17 protein-coding genes are annotated in these 18,085 nt (G+C 44.8%); 6 read left to right on the top strand and 11 right to left on the bottom strand.

Translation table 11 applies throughout. From position 1 onward, the window contains the following. Positions 1-17: 17 nt before the first annotated feature. Together recG and FTU72_RS02990 are read left to right on the top strand one after the other, a co-directional pair. Positions 18-2,063, top strand: a complete 2,046-nt coding sequence (recG, locus tag FTU72_RS02995; RefSeq protein WP_179992766.1) for an ATP-dependent DNA helicase RecG — start codon at positions 18-20, stop codon at positions 2,061-2,063. After that, positions 2,050-2,685, top strand: coding sequence for a ComF family protein (locus tag FTU72_RS02990; RefSeq protein ID WP_180052391.1), 636 nt, complete (start codon positions 2,050-2,052; stop codon positions 2,683-2,685). The genes recG and FTU72_RS02990 overlap by 14 nt, the downstream gene beginning before the upstream one ends. A 1-nt stretch (position 2,686) precedes the next feature. Here FTU72_RS02990 and FTU72_RS02985 read toward each other — a convergent pair whose 3' ends face one another. Beyond that, positions 2,687-3,088: an NUDIX domain-containing protein gene (locus tag FTU72_RS02985; RefSeq protein ID WP_166135917.1), complete on the bottom strand. Its 402-nt coding sequence runs from the start codon at positions 3,086-3,088 to the stop codon at positions 2,687-2,689. A 28-nt stretch (positions 3,089-3,116) separates the two neighbouring features. Continuing rightward, complete coding sequence (locus tag FTU72_RS02980) at positions 3,117-3,707, bottom strand: TIGR00730 family Rossman fold protein (RefSeq protein WP_034590268.1); 591 nt, start codon at positions 3,705-3,707, stop codon at positions 3,117-3,119. 152 nt (positions 3,708-3,859) lie between these two features. On the opposite strand from FTU72_RS02980, the gene FTU72_RS02975 reads away from it, so the two are divergent. Further along, on the top strand, positions 3,860-4,873 hold the full coding sequence (locus FTU72_RS02975) for a CorA family divalent cation transporter (RefSeq protein ID WP_004786961.1): 1,014 nt from the start codon (positions 3,860-3,862) through the stop codon (positions 4,871-4,873). Between the two features lie 323 nt (positions 4,874-5,196). On the opposite strand, the gene FTU72_RS02970 is transcribed toward FTU72_RS02975, so the two are convergent. From FTU72_RS02970 to dxs, 8 genes are all read right to left on the bottom strand, one after another. Then, on the bottom strand, positions 5,197-5,487 hold the full coding sequence (locus tag FTU72_RS02970; protein WP_159122637.1) for a lipid asymmetry maintenance protein MlaB: 291 nt from the start codon (positions 5,485-5,487) through the stop codon (positions 5,197-5,199). A 12-nt stretch (positions 5,488-5,499) separates the two neighbouring features. Then, complete coding sequence (locus tag FTU72_RS02965) at positions 5,500-6,135, bottom strand: phospholipid-binding protein MlaC (RefSeq protein WP_004786965.1); 636 nt, start codon at positions 6,133-6,135, stop codon at positions 5,500-5,502. Positions 6,136-6,153: 18 nt separating this feature from the next. Beyond that, positions 6,154-6,831, bottom strand: a complete 678-nt coding sequence (locus FTU72_RS02960) for an outer membrane lipid asymmetry maintenance protein MlaD (protein ID WP_004786968.1) — start codon at positions 6,829-6,831, stop codon at positions 6,154-6,156. Then, positions 6,831-7,610: a lipid asymmetry maintenance ABC transporter permease subunit MlaE gene (gene mlaE, locus FTU72_RS02955; RefSeq protein ID WP_004786970.1), complete on the bottom strand. Its 780-nt coding sequence runs from the start codon at positions 7,608-7,610 to the stop codon at positions 6,831-6,833. Before mlaE ends, FTU72_RS02960 begins: the two co-directional genes overlap by 1 nt. After that, entirely contained in the window at positions 7,607-8,425 is an 819-nt protein-coding gene (locus FTU72_RS02950) for an ABC transporter ATP-binding protein (RefSeq protein WP_005233709.1), read from the bottom strand. The genes mlaE and FTU72_RS02950 overlap by 4 nt, the downstream gene beginning before the upstream one ends. A gap of 407 nt (positions 8,426-8,832) precedes the next feature. Then, complete coding sequence (locus tag FTU72_RS02945) at positions 8,833-10,665, bottom strand: DEAD/DEAH box helicase (RefSeq protein ID WP_180003280.1); 1,833 nt, start codon at positions 10,663-10,665, stop codon at positions 8,833-8,835. Positions 10,666-11,193: 528 nt separating this feature from the next. Continuing rightward, positions 11,194-12,024, bottom strand: a complete 831-nt coding sequence (locus tag FTU72_RS02940; RefSeq protein ID WP_004786976.1) for an inositol monophosphatase family protein — start codon at positions 12,022-12,024, stop codon at positions 11,194-11,196. A 106-nt stretch (positions 12,025-12,130) separates the two neighbouring features. Continuing rightward, entirely contained in the window at positions 12,131-14,038 is a 1,908-nt protein-coding gene (gene dxs, locus FTU72_RS02935; protein ID WP_180052392.1) for a 1-deoxy-D-xylulose-5-phosphate synthase, read from the bottom strand. Positions 14,039-14,349: 311 nt separating this feature from the next. On the opposite strand from dxs, the gene ribA reads away from it, so the two are divergent. Beyond that, positions 14,350-14,952, top strand: a complete 603-nt coding sequence (gene ribA / locus FTU72_RS02930; RefSeq protein WP_125278981.1) for a GTP cyclohydrolase II — start codon at positions 14,350-14,352, stop codon at positions 14,950-14,952. Positions 14,953-15,089: 137 nt separating this feature from the next. On the opposite strand, the gene hemN is transcribed toward ribA, so the two are convergent. Continuing rightward, positions 15,090-16,463 (bottom strand): oxygen-independent coproporphyrinogen III oxidase, encoded by a 1,374-nt coding sequence (gene hemN / locus FTU72_RS02925; protein WP_180052393.1) that lies wholly within the window; start codon positions 16,461-16,463, stop codon positions 15,090-15,092. Positions 16,464-16,705: 242 nt separating this feature from the next. On the opposite strand from hemN, the gene hemF reads away from it, so the two are divergent. Then, complete coding sequence (gene hemF / locus FTU72_RS02920; RefSeq protein ID WP_180052394.1) at positions 16,706-17,653, top strand: oxygen-dependent coproporphyrinogen oxidase; 948 nt, start codon at positions 16,706-16,708, stop codon at positions 17,651-17,653. 150 nt (positions 17,654-17,803) lie between these two features. Next, on the top strand, positions 17,804-18,010 hold the full coding sequence (locus FTU72_RS02915; RefSeq protein ID WP_180052395.1) for a hypothetical protein: 207 nt from the start codon (positions 17,804-17,806) through the stop codon (positions 18,008-18,010). Positions 18,011-18,085: the final 75 nt, after the last annotated feature.

Here is an 18,085-nt window from a genome sequence, read left to right as displayed (position 1 = left end):
GACCTGGTTGAGGGGACATGGCTGCAGTCCATCAGTTACAAGGCGTTGGCAATGCCGCCGCTGCTTTACTCGAAAAACTAAATATCTTTAATACTGATGATTTGCTTTTTCATCTACCACGTGACTATGAAGACCGTAGCACGATCATTCCCATGAATCAATTGACAGTGGGACGCAGCTATTTGCTGGAAGGTGTCGTGAAAGGAATTGACTTCCCACCTGGTAAACGTAAGTCCATGGCAGTTTTACTGGATGATAATTCTGGCAAAGTAACGTTGCGTTTTTATCATATTTATAAAGGCATTACCGATCGCTGCAAGCTCGGTAACCGTTTAAGAGTCTTTGGTGAAGTGCGAGTCGGTGCCCGTGGTCTGGAAATGTATCATCCAGAGCTGCAAGTCATTACTGAACATACACCTCTGCCTCATACCCAACTCACCTCGATCTATCCGGCAACCGAAGGACTGACTCAGCCTAAGCTGCGGGAATATATTAAACAGGCACTAGAACTGCACAGTGATGATTTGCCTGAACTGTTGCCACAAAAATTTAGCAATGGTTATGGCCTGAAGCAGGCACTGGAATATATTCATCATCCGCCATTGGACGCCAATATGTTGCAGCTCACTCAAGGCTCACATCCGGCACAGCAGCGTCTGATTTTTGAGGAACTGGTGGCACATCAAATCAGTTTGCTGACCCGGCGTGCTTTTATTCAGCAGATTGAAGCCCCTTCATTTTCTCCAAGTAAGACCTATGCCAAACAGCTTTTGGCCGGTTTGCCTTTCGAAATGACCGGTGCGCAAAAACGCGTATCTAAGGAAATTGCTATAGACCTGAAACAGAATAAACCGATGCTACGTCTGGTGCAGGGTGATGTGGGTGCAGGAAAAACCTTGGTTGCCGGCGTAGCAGCCTGTCATGCCCTAGAAGAAGGCTGGCAAGTCGCGCTGATGGCGCCAACTGAAATTCTGGCCGAACAGCATTACCTCAACTTCAAGCGCTGGTTCGAACCACTCGGTTTAAATGTCGCCTGGCTTTCCGGCAAGCAGAAAGGTAAAGCGCGTACTACAGCAGAGCAAGTGATCCGTGATGGTAGCGCGCATCTGGTGGTGGGCACACATGCCCTGTTTCAGGAAAATGTCGAGTTTGCCAAACTGGGCTTAGTAATTATTGATGAGCAGCATCGTTTTGGGGTCGATCAACGCTTAGCCTTGAGAAATAAAGGCTTGGATGGCATGTCGCCGCATCAATTGGTGATGACCGCAACCCCGATTCCACGCACGCTTGCTATGTCGGCGTATGGCGATCTGGATACGTCAATTATTGATGAATTGCCACCGGGTCGTACTCCGATCCAGACTGTGACCATTCCGCTGGATCGTCGCGAAGAGGTTCTGCAACGGATTGCCACGAATTGTGCTGAAGGTAAACAGGCTTATTGGGTCTGTACTTTGGTGGAACAGTCGGAAACTCTGGATGCTCAAGCCGCAGAAGCAACCTTTGCCGAGATCAAGGAACGCTTCCCTGAACTGAATATCGGTCTGGTACATGGCAAAATGAAAGCCGATGAAAAACAGGCAGTCATGCAGGAATTCAAAGACAATAAACTGCAGCTACTCATTGCTACAACTGTGATCGAAGTCGGTGTTGATGTCCCGAATGCTTCGATTATGGTGATTGAAAATGCCGAACGGCTTGGCCTGTCACAACTACATCAGCTGCGTGGTCGGGTGGGTCGTGGTGCCAAAGCCAGTTTCTGTGCCCTGCTCTATAAAAATCCATTGTCACAAAATGGTCAGGAACGTCTGCGTATCATGCGCGAAACCAATGATGGCTTTATCATTGCCGAGAAAGACCTGGAATTACGTGGTCCGGGTGAATTGTTAGGAACCAAACAGACCGGTGATATGGGTTTCCGTGTAGCGAAACTGGCACGTGATGATCACTTGCTGAATCAGGCGCATTATGTCGCCCAGCAGATGTTAAAAGATTATCCGAAACAGGCGGATGCATTATTAAAACGCTGGCTACCTGAGGCTCCACGCTATGCCTATGTTTAAGCTGTTACAACAGGGTAAACTCTGGCTGAATCGTTTACAGCCTTGTCAGCTGTGCCAGACAGATTATCAAAACCTGCATTCTGTCTGTCAGGATTGCTGGCAACAGTTACCTTGGGCACATCAGACTATTCAGCGTCAGGAAATGCAGTTTCAGGTGGCTTGTGACTATGCCTACCCGATGGATCGCCTGATTCAATTATTTAAATATGAGCAGAAGCTGCATCTGGAACCATTATTGGAAGGTGCATTACTAACCTTAAAATTTCCTAAAGTCAGTGCAGTGGTTCCTATGCCGATTTCAACCGAACGACTGGTTGAACGTGGCTATAATCAATCTTTGTTGCTGGCCAAGCATGTAGCTAAACACTTGCAAGTTCCCGTCTGGCAACCAATTGAACGACTCAAGCAACATTCACAAAAAGGCTTAAGCCGTCTGGAACGTATCGAAGATATTGAAGCCCAGTTCAGGGTCACTATCTCTTCAAAAGTCCGTTATCGTAAGGTTTTAATTATTGATGATGTGGTTACGACTGGCAGCTCAATTCGAGCTTTGAGCCAGCAACTGGAAAAACTGGGCTGTCAGCAGATTTATGCCGCCTGTCTGGCGGGAGCCAAACTTTAAATCAGGCTTGGGCCAGTAAGTTCTTTTTAACCCAAGGTATGACAATTTCTGTAGTTAAAGGTGCAAGTTTCACATCTTTCTGATCCAGATCCACCCATTTCATCTCGGCAATCTCAGCTTCAATATGTGGTTCGCCATCTAACTGCACCAGATAAACATAACTAACCAGTTGATGATCCGGTTCATTGGCAGTTTGAGTTTCAAAACACCCGATAAATTGCTGAATCTCAGCCTGACAACCAATTTCTTCCTTAATTTCACGTAGCAGGGTGCGTTCAGGTGCTTCATCCGGTTCCAGCTTGCCACCCACTTGCATAAAACAGTCAGTATTTTTCTTACGAACCACCAGCAGCTGCTGATCTGAATTCAAAATAATGGCAGCTGCGACGGTAATAATTTTCATGAATTCGGAACGATCAAGTGGAAAACACTTATTTTACGAGATCTTCCTGATCGACCATACCCCATTTTGCTTCAGGCGGCTGGTAGTCTTGAAATTTTTTCAAAATTTCTTCGAAGTCATCACTTACGATCAGGGATTCAGTAAAACGTGGCTTGGTAAAGCCTTTGTCCGTGGTCATCTGAATAAATTTCAGCAAATCATCATAAAAACCATCAACATTAAGAAAAGCGCAAGGTTTTTTATGAATCCCGAGCTGTGCCCAAGTCCATTGCTCAAAAATTTCCTCGAGCGTTCCTGCCCCACCCGGAATGGCAATAAAACCATCGGAGAGTTCTGACATTTTGGTCTTACGCTCATGCATATTATCGACCACATACAGCTTGGTAATATGTGGATGTGCCAGTTCACGATTCACCAAGGGTCTTGGAATAACACCAATAACCTCGCCCCCTGCAGCCAAGGCACTATCCGCTACAATGCCCATTAATCCGGAACGACCACCACCATAAATCAGTGTTTGCTGTCTTTTTGCCAGAGTTTGGCCTACCTTTTCAGCAATTTGTTTATAACCAGGTTCAGAACCTAGCGCTGAGCCACAGAAAATTGCGATAGAATTCATCATTTTCACCATTGCATTGCCGGTATATAGTACGCAGGCAGCGCCTGAGAGTTTTTTTTCAAAAATAACTGCACAATCAGTGTTTTTATTCAATTCCTTGTCTAAAATACACGCATTTAGATTAACATACTGCGCAAGGGAGAAAAGACAGCATGCTTGAAGCCTTTTACGCCACAGAGCGCGGTAGCCTAGAAGATGCCACCATCAATGGTGATTTCGACCTGCATCCGGAACTGGTTTGGATAGATTTAATTGCGCCTTCACAGGAAGAACAGCAATGGATTCTGGATGCCTATGAGCAAAACCTACCCACTTTAAAATCTCTGGAAGATATTTCTTCGAGTGCCCGATTTTACCGTGATGATGACGGTATTTTGCACATCAGTACCTATTTCTTAACGAAAAATAAAAATTATCAGGTCGAAAGTGAACATGAGGATGATGCCAGTATCCTCGCGACGGTTCAGACAGTCGCTTTCATTTTGCATAAAGACCGGCTCTTTACCCTACGCGGTGAAAAGCTGGTAGCTTTCCGGGCCTTTCGTGCCCGTGCGCGTCGCAATGATTATGATATTGACTATAAAGATCCGACATGGATTCTGCTGGGTTTGCTCGAGGCCAAACTGGATGAGTTGGCCGATATTCTGGAAGATGTGCATAAGGATCTGGAAAAATACTCAACCGAAGTGCTGAATAACCGGCATCGTGAACAGATCCTTGATCTGGATGACATGATTACCCGTCTGGCCCAACTGGAAGATATGCTCGGGAAAGCTCAGCTCTGTCTGATCGATTTACGCCGTGTACTTACCTTCCTGTCACGTCCACGTGCCTTAGGCAGTCATATTTATGATGCGGATATTCGAGAACTCAGTGAAGACGTCCGCTCACTGGTCGAGCATGATGCCTTCCTGTTCCAGAAAGTCCGCTTCTTGCTGGATACCACGTCCGGATTCATTAACACTGAACAGAATGATACGATCCGTCGCTTCTCGATTTTACCAAGTATGCTCGCGCCCCCCATGCTAATTGCCAGTATTTACGGGATGAACACTGATGTCTTGCCCTTCGCTCAAGGTTCGATGAGCTTTGTGATGGTGAGCATTATTATTATGGGCTTTTTGATTGGGCCTCTTATTTACTTTAGATGGAAGAAGTGGATTTAGAATCCCTCCTAATTTCTCCTAAGGGAGGAATTTCCCTCTCTTTTCAGGTGATGTGCAGCACTGCTGCTCAAGGGTGAGGTGAGAATTAACTCTCTTGTGCTTAGATTTAAGGCAGTGCTTTAAATCTCGCTCAGAGAGAAAAGACTTCCAATATTTGCTTAAAGTTCGAGTCCAGGCCCATTTCTCCACTTTTTTAAAATACAAGTTCCCTCTCCTTTAGGGAGAGGTTAATTAACTAACCCCTCCTAAGCTCCCTTTGAGAAAGGGAGGAACTTTTTTAAAATATACCGGCAATAAAAAAGCACCTTTCGGTGCTTTTTTATTTACTGAATGATCTGTAAATCATCCTGCAAATGACAGGCCTGAATGATCTTCATCATTTTCTCAGGAACCGCTTTAAACTGTAGCCCTCGTGCTTGCGGAGTTTGGCGCAACCAGCGCACCAGAACGGCCAAAGCCAAAGTACTACCCTGCTCAAGTCCAGCCAAATTAACTACCACAGGAAACTTGCCCTGTGAGTGAATAACACGCAGACCATCTAGGTAATAGTTCTGCGCATTGTCAGCGTCAATCTTGCCTGAAACCTGCAGTTCCTGATTATTGAATTGAATCACAGCTCACCTATCTTATTTTTTCTTGTCAATCGCCGCTTCTGCATCTGGCTTGAAGTTAGCAATGGCTTTATCCAGATTACCACCATTACGTTTTACTGTAGCCGCAAACTGGTTACGGAACTGCAAACCCAGGTCAATACCAGAAACATTGATGTTACGGATTTTCCATTGTGAACCTTTATCAACCAGCTGGAAAGCAACCGGGATTTTCTCGCCTTTGTTATTAAAGTCGATAGTCACCACAGGATTTTTGCTGTTAGTCGCCTTGTAAGGACGAACGCTGTAAGTCTGGTTACTGAACTTAGAGAAAGCCGTACCATAATTTTCAATCAGGGTTTCACGGAAGTTCTTTTCAAACTGTGCACGCTGCGCCGCAGTACTATACTGATTGGTCGCATAAGTCCCCATCACAATCCGGGTAAACGATTGTGAATCGATATACGGGTCAAGATTCTGACGAACAATCGTTTTCACAAGCGCAGGATTATTTTGCAATTTGGCATGATCGGTTTTAAGACGATCAATCAAATTGTCTGCAACTCTTTTAATAAAAGCAGGTGGGGCTTCAGACGGTGCAGCAAACACTGTACCAGCAACCATTGTTGAAAGAATGCTTGCAGCAAGCGTTTGTTTTACTAAAGTCTTCACTCAAATCTCCTCAATCTGTTATTCAACAAATGCAGGTTCCGCATCTGTTGTTTCTGAAAATGCAGCTTCTTCTGAGGCACTTTCCTGACTATCTGACGATTTTCCGGCACCACCGGTAATAAATTTCGTCACTAAATCTTCAATTTCCATGGTGCCTTGAGTGTTCGCAATCTGCTCACCACGTTTCAAGTAAGTCAGACCGCCACCTGGAATAATTTTCAGATACTTTTCACCCAATAAACCATTTGTTGCTACCATAATGTAAGCATCTTCATCAATATTGGTGATGGATTTCATGTTATCTAATAGTTGTTTTTCCATTGTTTTTTGTTGCGCAGGATCGGCTGCGGTATAATCTGAACTATAACGTAACTCTTCCAATGCTTCCTGCTGAACCTGCTTGAGCTGCTCGGCATTAAAAGAAGTCAGAGAGCCATCCAGTGTCATATGGACAGTGGCTAAACGGGTCACCGGATCCAGTGTAATTTTATCGACCTGACCGACTTTTACCCCACTCAAAGCAACTTTAGCACGTGGCTTGATGCCATTTACATTTTCAAAAGTCGCTGTCATCTGATAGCTATCAGAAATATTGGTGCCTACCAGACCGCTGACACGCATCGCCAAAAAGAACAGGGCGATACCGAAAAGAATGACAAAAACACCAACGGCCAGCTCACTAGTACGTGATTTCATTAAATACCTCCGAACATGACCGCAGTCAACACGAAATCAAAACCTAATACGCACAGCGAAGAATAGACAACCGTACGTGTTGTAGAAGTTGCGATACCTTCTGATGTTGGTTCACAGGCATAACCCTGATAAACCGCGATCCAGGTACAAATTAATGCAAAAACAAAACTCTTGATAATGGTGCCATTCAGGACATCTTTATAGAAGCGCACGGTACTTTCCATGCCACTCCAATATGCACCTTCATCTGCACCCAGAAAATCAACACCTACCATTTTTCCGCCCATAATCCCGACCGCAGCAAAGATCACAGAGAGCATGGGCAAGCTAAAAATACCGGCCCAAAGGCGTGGTGAAATCACCCGTTTTAAGGGATCGACCCCGATCATTTCCATACTGGACAATTGCTCGGTCGCTTTCATCAGACCAATTTCGGCGGTTAAAGCAGAACCGGCACGACCCGCGAACAGTAAGGCAGCAACCACAGGTGCCAATTCACGTAACAAGGTTAAAGCCACTGCAGTACCAAGCATCGCTTCACTACCAAATGTCGACAGGATGGTATACATCTGCAAACCGAGTACTGAACCAATAAACAGGCCAGATACCGCAATGATCAAGAGCGACAGTACCCCGACCCGATACATCTGATAAACAAACAGCTTTACTCCAAGCCAGGTTGGCATGGAAAAGAGAATCTGCAACAGCATCAGTGTTGCAACACCAATTCCCTGAACACGTTCAATAACGCGTCTACCTAAGGCAGCAATGGCATTCATGAACGTACCTCATCACTTAAATAAGCCTGATGACTAAACTGATAATCTACCGGGCCTTCAACCGAACCGGTTAGGAACTGCTGCACAAAGGCTGAAGGATGATTTTTCAATTCTTCTGCTGTGCCCTCACCCTGGATTTTGCCTTCTGCGACTACATAAATGTAATCGGCAATCGATAAAGTCTCTGCCACATCATGCGAAACAATAATGGTTGTTAAATCCAGTGCTTCACGTAGAGAGCGGATTAGTCGAGTTAAAACCCCCATCACAATCGGATCCTGCCCGGCAAAAGGTTCATCGTACATGATCAGTTCAGGGTCCAGTGCAATCGCCCGAGCCAAAGCCACCCGGCGATTCATCCCGCCAGACAGCTCTGAAGGCATCATTTGCTCTGCCCCACGTAGTCCTACTGACTCGAGTTTCAAAGCCACAATTTCAGCAATCAGATGTTCAGGCAATTTGGTATGCGCACGAATCGGAAAGGCAACATTTTCATAGACGCTCATGTCGGTAAACAGAGCGCCACTTTGGAACAGCATCCCCATACGTGCACGTGCGGAAAAAAGCTCGGAACGGGACATCTTGGCAATATCTTTACCGTCCAGTAAAACCTGACCCTGTTCAGGCGTCAGTTGCCCACCGATCAATCTTAATAAAGTGGTTTTACCAGTTCCGGAAGGTCCCATAATGGCGGTAATCTGCCCACGACGAATGTTTAAACTGACATCGTCATAAATTACACGCTCACCCCGCTTGAAACTCAAATTCTTGACTTCAATCAAAGACTGAGGATCCTGCGCTGTTTGATTTTTCATAGCTGAGTTTATTCCTGCATTTTTTCAGCATGCATATGACAAAAGAACGAAGTTCAACATGTTAGCATTTGAAAATGAAGGGTCAAGTTCATGGAAAACATAATGCTCCATGCCTGGCCATATATTTCTAGTAATCAAAAATTTTATTTCGACGCGATTTTAACAGACTATGATCCATTTAAAAAACGATATACATAATAAATCAGATTGCACAAAAGCAAAGTTACCGCGATGTAGGACATGTACCCCCTCAATAATATGAAAGACTATAAAGGGACGCTTTCAGATTACGGATCATCATAAACCCAGAAAAAGTTGATGAAGTAGGCATTTTATGCTGAAAAAACAAAAAATCAATGCATAAAAAAACCAGCACTCAGGCTGGTTTTTTTTCAGACGTTATTCAATTAGTCATTGAATTTACGACGTGGACGATCTTCACCGAATGAACGCTCGCCACGTGGCTTGTCATCAAAGTTGCGACGCGCTGGACGGTCACCGAAGTCACGTTTTGGACGGTCATCACCGAATGAACGTGCTGGGCGATCACCGAAACCACCTTCGCGACGTGCTGGACGATCACCGAAATCACGTTTTGGGCGGTCACCGAAACCACCTTCACGGCGTGGAGCAGGACGATCACCGAAATCACGTTTTGGACGGTCACCAAATGAACCTTCACGACGTGGTTTGTAATCTACACGGTTACCGCGGTTGTCATCATTACCTTCGAAACGAGGACGGTCACCAAAGTCACGACGTGGACGATCATTGTTAAACTCGCGACGTGGACGGTCTTCATTGAAGTCACGACGTGAACGATCACTGAAACCACCTTCACGACGTGGACGATCGCTGTTGAAGTCACGACGTGGACGATCTTCGCCACCGAACGCAGGACGTTCGCCACGAGGTTTGTCATCGAAGCTACGACGTGGACGGTCATCACCACCTTCACGACGTTTGAAGTTGCTCTCGCCTTCGAAACGACGACCACCACCGAAGCCACGACCACCATCACGACGACCGCCACGACCACGACCAGCGCCATCACGGCTACCGCGTGCAGGAGGTGGAGATGGCTCAAGACCTTCAATTTCAGATACGTTTAGACGAGCTTCAAGGAAGTCTTCTAGTGCACGGATTTTACCGCGTTCACGATAAGTCGCTAAAGTAATTGCTTTACCAGTACGGCCCGCACGACCTGTACGACCGATACGGTGTACATAGTCTTCGTTCTTCATAGGAAGACCAAAGTTGATCACGTGAGAGATTGTCGGTACGTCAAGACCACGTGCTGCAACGTCAGTTGCAACCAGGATTTTTGCACGACCTTCACGGATGCTGCGCAGACGACGGTTACGAACGGTTTGTGGCATCGCACCATGTAGAGCAACAACGGACAAACCTGCTTCAGCAAGTTCTTCAGCCAGCATATCTGTATCTTCTTGAGTAGAAGCAAAGACCACTGCCTGATCAACGTCTTCTTCGTTTAACCAGTGAGTAAGAAGTTTTTTCTTGTGCTCAAAGCCATCAGTCCAGTGTAAAGTCTGGGTAATGTCAGTATTGGTAGAGTGACCAGTTTCAATTGCAATACGCTCTGGTTCATTCATCATGCGTTCAGCAAGGGTAATGATACGTGGAGCGAAAGTTGCAGAGAACATCAGTGTTTGTTTACGGTTTGCAGCCAAGTCACCGATTGCTTCTAGGTCTTCAGAGAAGCCAAGATCCAGCATACGGTCAGCTTCGTCGACGATCAGCGAGTCAACTTTGTCAAGTTTGATTTGACGACGGTTAACAAGGTCAAGTAAACGGCCTGGAGTTGCTACAACAACCTGTGCACCTTTTAACTGCTGGATTTGTTTACCAAATGGCATACCACCCATAATTGCAGCAATACGAACACCTTTCATGTGACGTACAAATGCGATCGCGTCTTGGCATACTTGTTGTGCCAATTCACGAGTTGGTGAAATCACCAGAATAGTTGGTTGAGTCACCGCTTTCATACGTTCTTTAAATGGTACGAAAGTATCTTGGTTAGCAAGTGCGTTCAAAGTTGGGAGAAGGAACGCAGCGGTTTTACCCGAACCTGTCTGGCTAGATACTAAAAGGTCTTTACCTTCTAGTGCAGCAGGGATAGATTGTTCTTGTACAGGAGTCGGAGTAGTAAAACCTAAGCCTTGAAGGGCTTGTTGTAACGATTCATGCAAAGAAAATTCAGCAAAAGTTTTGCTCATAGAGTATTCCACCCGGAAATTGGGTGCTCCATTAAAAATAAAGTCAAATGGACATCGACAAAAAGCGGTACAGCAATTAAACGCTGAAAAGAGATGATTCAGCGGCGATCCGAGTAACGACGATGTGATATAACGCACGCATGATTACGGCATAACCTGAAGGAATCGCTTTAGCGATTGGGGCGCGAGATATCGTCCTCTCTTTGGACCGCACGCGCATACACAATGATAAGAAGAGAAATGTTCAGGTGACGAACAGAAATTAAGTGCGTGCGCAGATTATAGCAGGATTATTCATAAAGTCATCCGCTTTTCAGATTATTTTGTTTAACTGCTAATTTCTTCATCAATTTCCAAGACTTAACCAAGAAAAGAAATGTAATTAATTCTCCGGCCGGTCAATTTTCTTTTTATCAATGCTGTGAATCATCTAAATATGAAGATATTTATCTCGGAATTATTTTTAAAAATAAAAAAGGCATCCCGAGAGATACCTTTTTAATATTCGATTTACGGCGTTAAACCCGATTATTTCGCTGCCTCACCCCAAGCAGGAACAACTGCTTGCATAAGAGGTTTCAGCATTTTCATTGAACAAGCCAAAACTTGACCATTTTCCATAGAATCGCTACCACCACGCGCATCAACCACAGTACCGCCCGCTTCTTTCACGATTAACTCGCCTGCTGCAATATCCCAAGGTTTCAAGCCAAGCTCGAAGTAACCATCAAGACGACCAGCAGCGACATAAGCCAGATCCAGGGCAGCTGAACCACCACGACGGAATTGTGCACCTGCCTCAGTCACATTGAGCAATGCATCAAAATGATTCTTGGCATAAGAGACTACTTCACCATTACGTTTAGTACGGTAAGCATGACCTACTGCCAGGAAAGTATTGTTCAGACTGTCTTTAACATTTACACGGATACGGCGCTGGTTCAGCATCGCACCACGACCACGGCTCGCAGAGAATAGCTCATCTTTCACCGGGTCATAAATAACACCGTGTTGAGTTACACCTTTGTGCTGAACTGCGATAGAGATACAGAAATGCGGAAAACCGTTGATAAAGTTTAGTGTGCCATCAAGTGGATCGATCACCCAACACCAATCAGCGTCGTGACCTTTACCTTCTTGCAGACCAAATTCTTCACCAAGGAAACTGTGATTTTTATAGCTTTTACGTAGAGTATCGATGGTCAACTGTTCCAGATAACGATCTACACGCGTTACCGGACCATCAATGCCTTTTTCTTCGACTTGCAGATCGAGTTTATGACGATTTTGATGCGCTTTTAAAAGCTCTTGACCAACTAATTGAGCCGCACGCGCAGCCATCACCACCATAGGTTCCATTGAACACCCACTACAAATTTGAAGATACTGATAAAGAATAATGCATAAAAGCCCGCATATTTTAGCAAATATCCGGGCTTTTTGGGAAAAAATGTGTCGAAACTTTTTAAGCGTTTATAACAGAACGCTTTGACCAGGCCTCATTGATTGATTTTTCAATGCCTTGGCTATCAAGTCCTGCCTGCTGCAACATCTGGCTATGTGTTGCTTGTGCCATAAAGTTATCCGCTAAACCTAGATTCAGGATTGGTTTAACGATTTGAGCTTCAGCCAGATACTCATTCACTGCACTTCCTGCGCCGCCCATAACTGCATGTTCTTCAACAGTGACAAACAGGCTGGTAGAATGGGCCAGCTGGTTTAACATTTTGGTATCCAGTGGTTTGATGAAACGCATATTTACCACGCGTACACCCACCTCATGTTTGCTGGCAAATACCTGAGCGGCTTCAACTGCGGCTTGAACCCGACTACCGAACGCTAGAATTGAAACATATTCATCATATTGTTCGTTCAGACTGAGCAACAATTCTGCCTGACCGATCTGCATCTCGGTCATGGTTTTCTGGATTTCCACACCCAGTCCATTCCCGCGCGGATAACGCACTGCTGCCGGACCATGATACAGATAAGCCGTATGCAACATCTGACGGCATTCATTCTCATCTTTTGGTGCCATGATCACCAGATTCGGAATGGTACGCATATAGGCATAATCATAGGCGCCGGCATGCGTTGGACCATCTTCACCAACCAGACCGGCACGATCGATCCCAAACGTCACATCCAGATTTTGCAGTGCCACGTCATGCACCAACTGGTCATATCCACGTTGTAGAAAAGTTGAATAGATTGCGACGACCGGTTTTAGACCTTCACAAGCCATGCCAGCGGCAAGCGTTACTGCATGTTGTTCTGCAATGGCCACATCAAAGAAACGTTCAGGATATTCTTTGGCAAACTGCACCATGCCTGAACCTTCACACATTGCCGGAGTAATCGCCAATAGGCGTTTATCCTGTGCTGCTTCATCACATAACCATTGTCCAAATACATCCGAATATTTCGGTGCTGAATTAGGGACTGCAACTGCATTGAGTTTACTAATGGCGTGGTATTTAATCTGGTCACATTCTGCTGGCGCAAAGCCCTTACCTTTTTTGGTATAGATGTGGATCAGACGTGGACCTTTACGTTTTTTCAAGGCTTTAAAAACGTGTACCAGCTGTTTGACATCATGGCCATCATAAGGACCAAAATAATCAAAACCAATGGCTTTAAACAGGTTATCTGCGGCATCAGTTGCAGCTTGATGTAAACGTGAGTTATATAGCCATTCCGGATGTGGCTGTACATAAGCCTCACCATCTTCAGTCACATTGACGAATTCGCCACGCTCCCAAATTGCAGCGAGATGCTTGGCAAAACCACCAGTACTACATGAAATCGACATATCATTGTCATTCAGAACCACCATCAAGTCAGCCTGATGTGCCACAGCATCATTCATAGCTTCAAAGGCCATACCTGCTGTCATGGCGCCATCACCAATGATTGATACGACTTCACACGGATTGTTCTGATAACGGCGTGCCAAAGCCATGCCGAGACCAGCAGAAATTGCGGTAGATGAATGCCCTACCCCAAAAGTATCAAATTCGGATTCTTCACGCGCTGGAAATGCAGCCAGGCCATCTTTGGCACGGATTGTAGTGAGCTGTTCACGACGTCCGGTCAACGCCTTATGCGGATAAGCCTGATGACCCACATCCCAGATCAGGCGATCATGTGGCGTATTAAAGCAGTAATGTAAAGCGACAGTGAGCTCAATCACACCCAGATTGGCCCCAAAGTGTCCACCACTCTGACCCGCAGCATACAAAATGAATTGACGTAACTCATCCGCCACTTGTGTGAGCTGGCTTTGCTCGAGTGCACGCAGTTGCTCAGGATGATCGATCACATCAAGCAACGGTGTTACAGGGCGTTGAGTTGGTATTTCTGTATACAGCATATATGGCAAAGCCTTCTAAAGCCTGGCAAAATCTTAAGCTAGGTCAATGGGGAATAACCGATCATATAGTTGAATTGTAGCAGCTTCAATTCAGCTACGCTTCTAGCGATGCAATATTAAACAGCGATCTCGTCGGGGTGAAAAATTTGCAGGCTACGATTATCCTGAATAATCTTACTATTTATCAACTATTATCGTTCGCTTTCTACAAAAAAGAAAATGTTCTTCATAAATTCAGCTGAGCAATTCTACTAATGTTTAAGCATTACGCTATACTTTAGCTACTTTATTAGGATTTTACGGGTTCAGCTGTGCCTATCGAATTTGTCGCAACTTCAAGATTACCGACCGCTCATGGTGAATTTAAAATTACTGTTTTTCAAGACCCTAAAACTGGCGAAGAACATGTCGCTCTTTCTAAAGGCTTAGAAGAACCAAGTGATGAACCTGTGCTGGTCCGTGTACATTCTGAATGTTTAACCGGTGATGCCTTTGCTTCATTAAAATGCGACTGTGGCCCTCAACTCCAGGCAACACAAAAACTAATTAATGAAGTGGGTCGAGGTGTCATTCTCTATTTACGTCAGGAAGGACGCGGAATTGGCCTAACCAATAAAATCCGTGCATATGCCTTGCAAGACCAAGGCCATGATACGGTCGATGCCAATCTGATGCTGAATTTACCGGCAGATGCACGTCAATATGATATGTGCAGCATCATGCTGGATCACTTAGGTGTAAAAGCCGTCCGCTTGATTACTAATAACCCTAAAAAAATCAATGCTCTTAAGGAATTAGGCATTAATGTAGTGGACCGTGTACCACTCACTGTGGGTCTGAATCCATTCAATGAGCAATACCTCAAAACCAAGCATGAGCGTATGGCGCATATGTATCAGAAGGAAGATTTTTAATTATTTTTAAATCCCTTCGACCTTTTAACTTAATCCCTCCAAACCTCCCTTTCTTGCGCTTCGACTTAAAGCCATGCTTAAGTCTTGCTCAGGGAGGCTTTTCCCCCTCTTTGAAAAAGAGGGGGTTAGGGGGAGATTCAGATCGTCATCGAGAAAATCCGGTTCTCTGGCATACGACGCTTTAAACGTAAATCAAAAGCCATGCAAATATTGCGTACAAATGGTTTCCCTTTCTCCAAAATCGTGACTGAAGAGTCTTCAATTTTGATCAACTGATCCTGTTGCATTTCCTCAAGCTGCTTTAGAACTTCATCAATTTCAGAAAACTGCATGTCAGGTTTTGCCCAAGAAGTAGTAAAGCTACACATCAGATTCAGGATATGTTTACGAATAATCAGATCTTCCTGAGTCAGGATATGGCCTTTCACCACTGGAATCTGATTCTGCTCTAGCAGTTCATAATATTCTTCAATGGTTTTCACATTCTGCGCAAAGCTATACCAGCTATCACTAATCGAAGAAATTCCGAGTCCGATCATCACCTGAGTTTTAGACGCGGTATAACCCATAAAATTGCGGTGCAAAGTTCCAGACTGAAAGGACTGGTACATGCTGTCTTTTTCTAGCGCAAAATGATCCATACCAATTTCATGATAACCATGCGCTAGGAGCTTTTTCTTACCCTCTTCATAACATTGACGCTTGATCTCATCTTTGGGTACATCAGCATCTTTAAAACCGCGCTGACCATTCCCTTTAATCCAAGGCACATGCGCATAGCTATATAAGGCCAGACGGTCTGGTAACAATGAATTGGTCTGATCAATGGTATTTAAAACATCATCCAGACTTTGAAATGGCAGACCAAAAACCAGATCATGCGAAATCGATTCATAACCAATTTCACGTGCCCATTCAGTCACCTGTTTGACATTGTCATAAGGCTGAATCCGGTGAATGGCTTTTTGTACGGTTTCATTATAATCCTGCACGCCATAACTGACCCGACGAAAACCCAGGTCATGCAAGCCTTGCAAATGCTCACGCGTGGTATTGTTTGGATGACCTTCGAAGCTGAATTCATGCTCTGCTGCAATCTTGGCTTTGGACAAAATACCTTGAATCAGCTGGGTTAAATGTTCAATGGAAAAGAACGTCGGTGTCCCACCACCAAGATGAATTTCTTTGATGATGGGTTTTTCTTCTAATAACTCACAATACAGCTCCCATTCTTTCAGCACAGCTTGTATATAAGGCTGCTCGACTTCATGACGTTTGGTCACCCGTTTATGACAGCCACAAAAGGTACATAAACTTTCACAAAATGGCAGATGAATATACAGGCTGATGCCTTCAGTCGCATTCGACTCCTGAAAAGAACGTTTTAGTGTCTGCTTCCAAAGCTCTAGTGAAAATCCTGACTCTTCCCAATAAGGGACGGTTGGATAACTGGTGTAGCGAGGACCGGGGACATTATATTTTTGAATGAGAGAATTTGCCTGCACAGTCATGAATGCCTACCACCTTATCAGTCAGGTTAATGCGCTGCATAGAGCGCTGTTGAGGTTATTGTGCGGAGCTCAAAAAAAGAATTCAACCTAGTAGTCTGGTCGGATTTAATGCACTACACATCCTTCTAAAACATTAGGTTGAATGTTGTTACAGATGGTGAGCATCCAGAAAAACACCTTAATTTTTAGGCCATTTTATGCTTTGATGTAAGCAGTCTTTTTATTTCCCTATGAGGGTTCTGATGCAGCATCCTACCTCTGCAGATATTCAACGCGTTCGCGATTTTCTCCTCGACCTGCAAGCCCGGATTTGTGCCGCGCTGGAACAGCAGGAACGTGCCGGTGGCGGCACGGCTGAATTCGTGATTGATGACTGGGAACGTCCTGAAGGTGGCGGTGGCCGCTCACGCGTACTGCAAAATGGTACGGTAATTGAAAAAGGCGGTGTGATGTTCTCTCACATCAATATTTCCAAACTGCCCGCTTCAGCCACTGAACGTCATCCGAATATAGCCGGAGCTAAAGCCCAAGCCATGGGTGTATCTTTGGTTATCCATCCTAAAAATCCGAATGTCCCGACCTCACATGCCAATGTACGTTTATTTGTGGCGGAAAAAGAAGGTCAGGATCCAATCTGGTGGTTTGGTGGCGGTTTTGACCTCACCCCTTTCTATCCAAATGATGAAGATGTGCTGTCATGGCACCAGACGGCACATGATCTCTGTGCGCCTTTTGGCGAAGAGGTTTATCCGGAACATAAAAAATGGTGTGATGATTATTTTTATCTAAAACATCGTGATGAGCAGCGCGGTGTCGGCGGCCTATTCTTTGATGACCTGAATCAATGGGATTTTGAAACCTGTTTCCAATATATGCAGGCCGTAGGCAATGGTTATTTAGAGGCCATTCTGCCAATTTTCCAGCGCAATCAGGATAAGCCATATACTGAAGCACAACGTGATTTCCAGCTGTATCGTCGTGGCCGTTATGTGGAATACAATCTGGTATATGACCGTGGCACACTATTTGGCCTGCAGACTGGTGGCCGGATTGAATCAATTCTGGTGAGTCTGCCACCTCTTACCGGTTGGTTATACCGCCCGGAATGGGCTGAAGGATCACCAGAAAAACGCTTGACCGATTACTATCTTAAACCGCATGACTGGTTAACAGAATTAAAAACAAAATAAAGCAATCAAAATATTTAAATACAAATTGCCCTCAGATCGAGGGCTTTTTTAATGGATAAATCCTCTATACTGCAACTCAGAAAGATATTTCAGGATCTACTCCTTGATCTTAACTCTGATAAAGATAAATTCTGCTAGGTAAAAATAACAATGTTTAAGCTTCACCTTAATCCTGCTACGTTGGCCTTTTGGCTATTTCTGGCGCTTGGTATTAGTGCGATTAGTACCGCTGTCATTAGTCATAACCTGATTCTAGATGTAGTGGCCATTTTTGTGAGTATCCTCACGATTGCTGGAACCTTATTTAGTATGGCCTTGCTTTTTGTCGAACATATTATTGAGATTTGTAGTTCCTAAACCTTTAAACTTCAGCCTGCTTTTCACTGCTGACAGGCTTTAGCCCTCCTGCATTTTCACGTATATTAATGGCCA

This window comes from Acinetobacter sp. YH12137 (assembly GCF_013418535.1).
Taxonomy (GTDB): domain Bacteria; phylum Pseudomonadota; class Gammaproteobacteria; order Pseudomonadales; family Moraxellaceae; genus Acinetobacter.
This window is presented reverse-complemented; position numbering and strand designations above follow the sequence as displayed.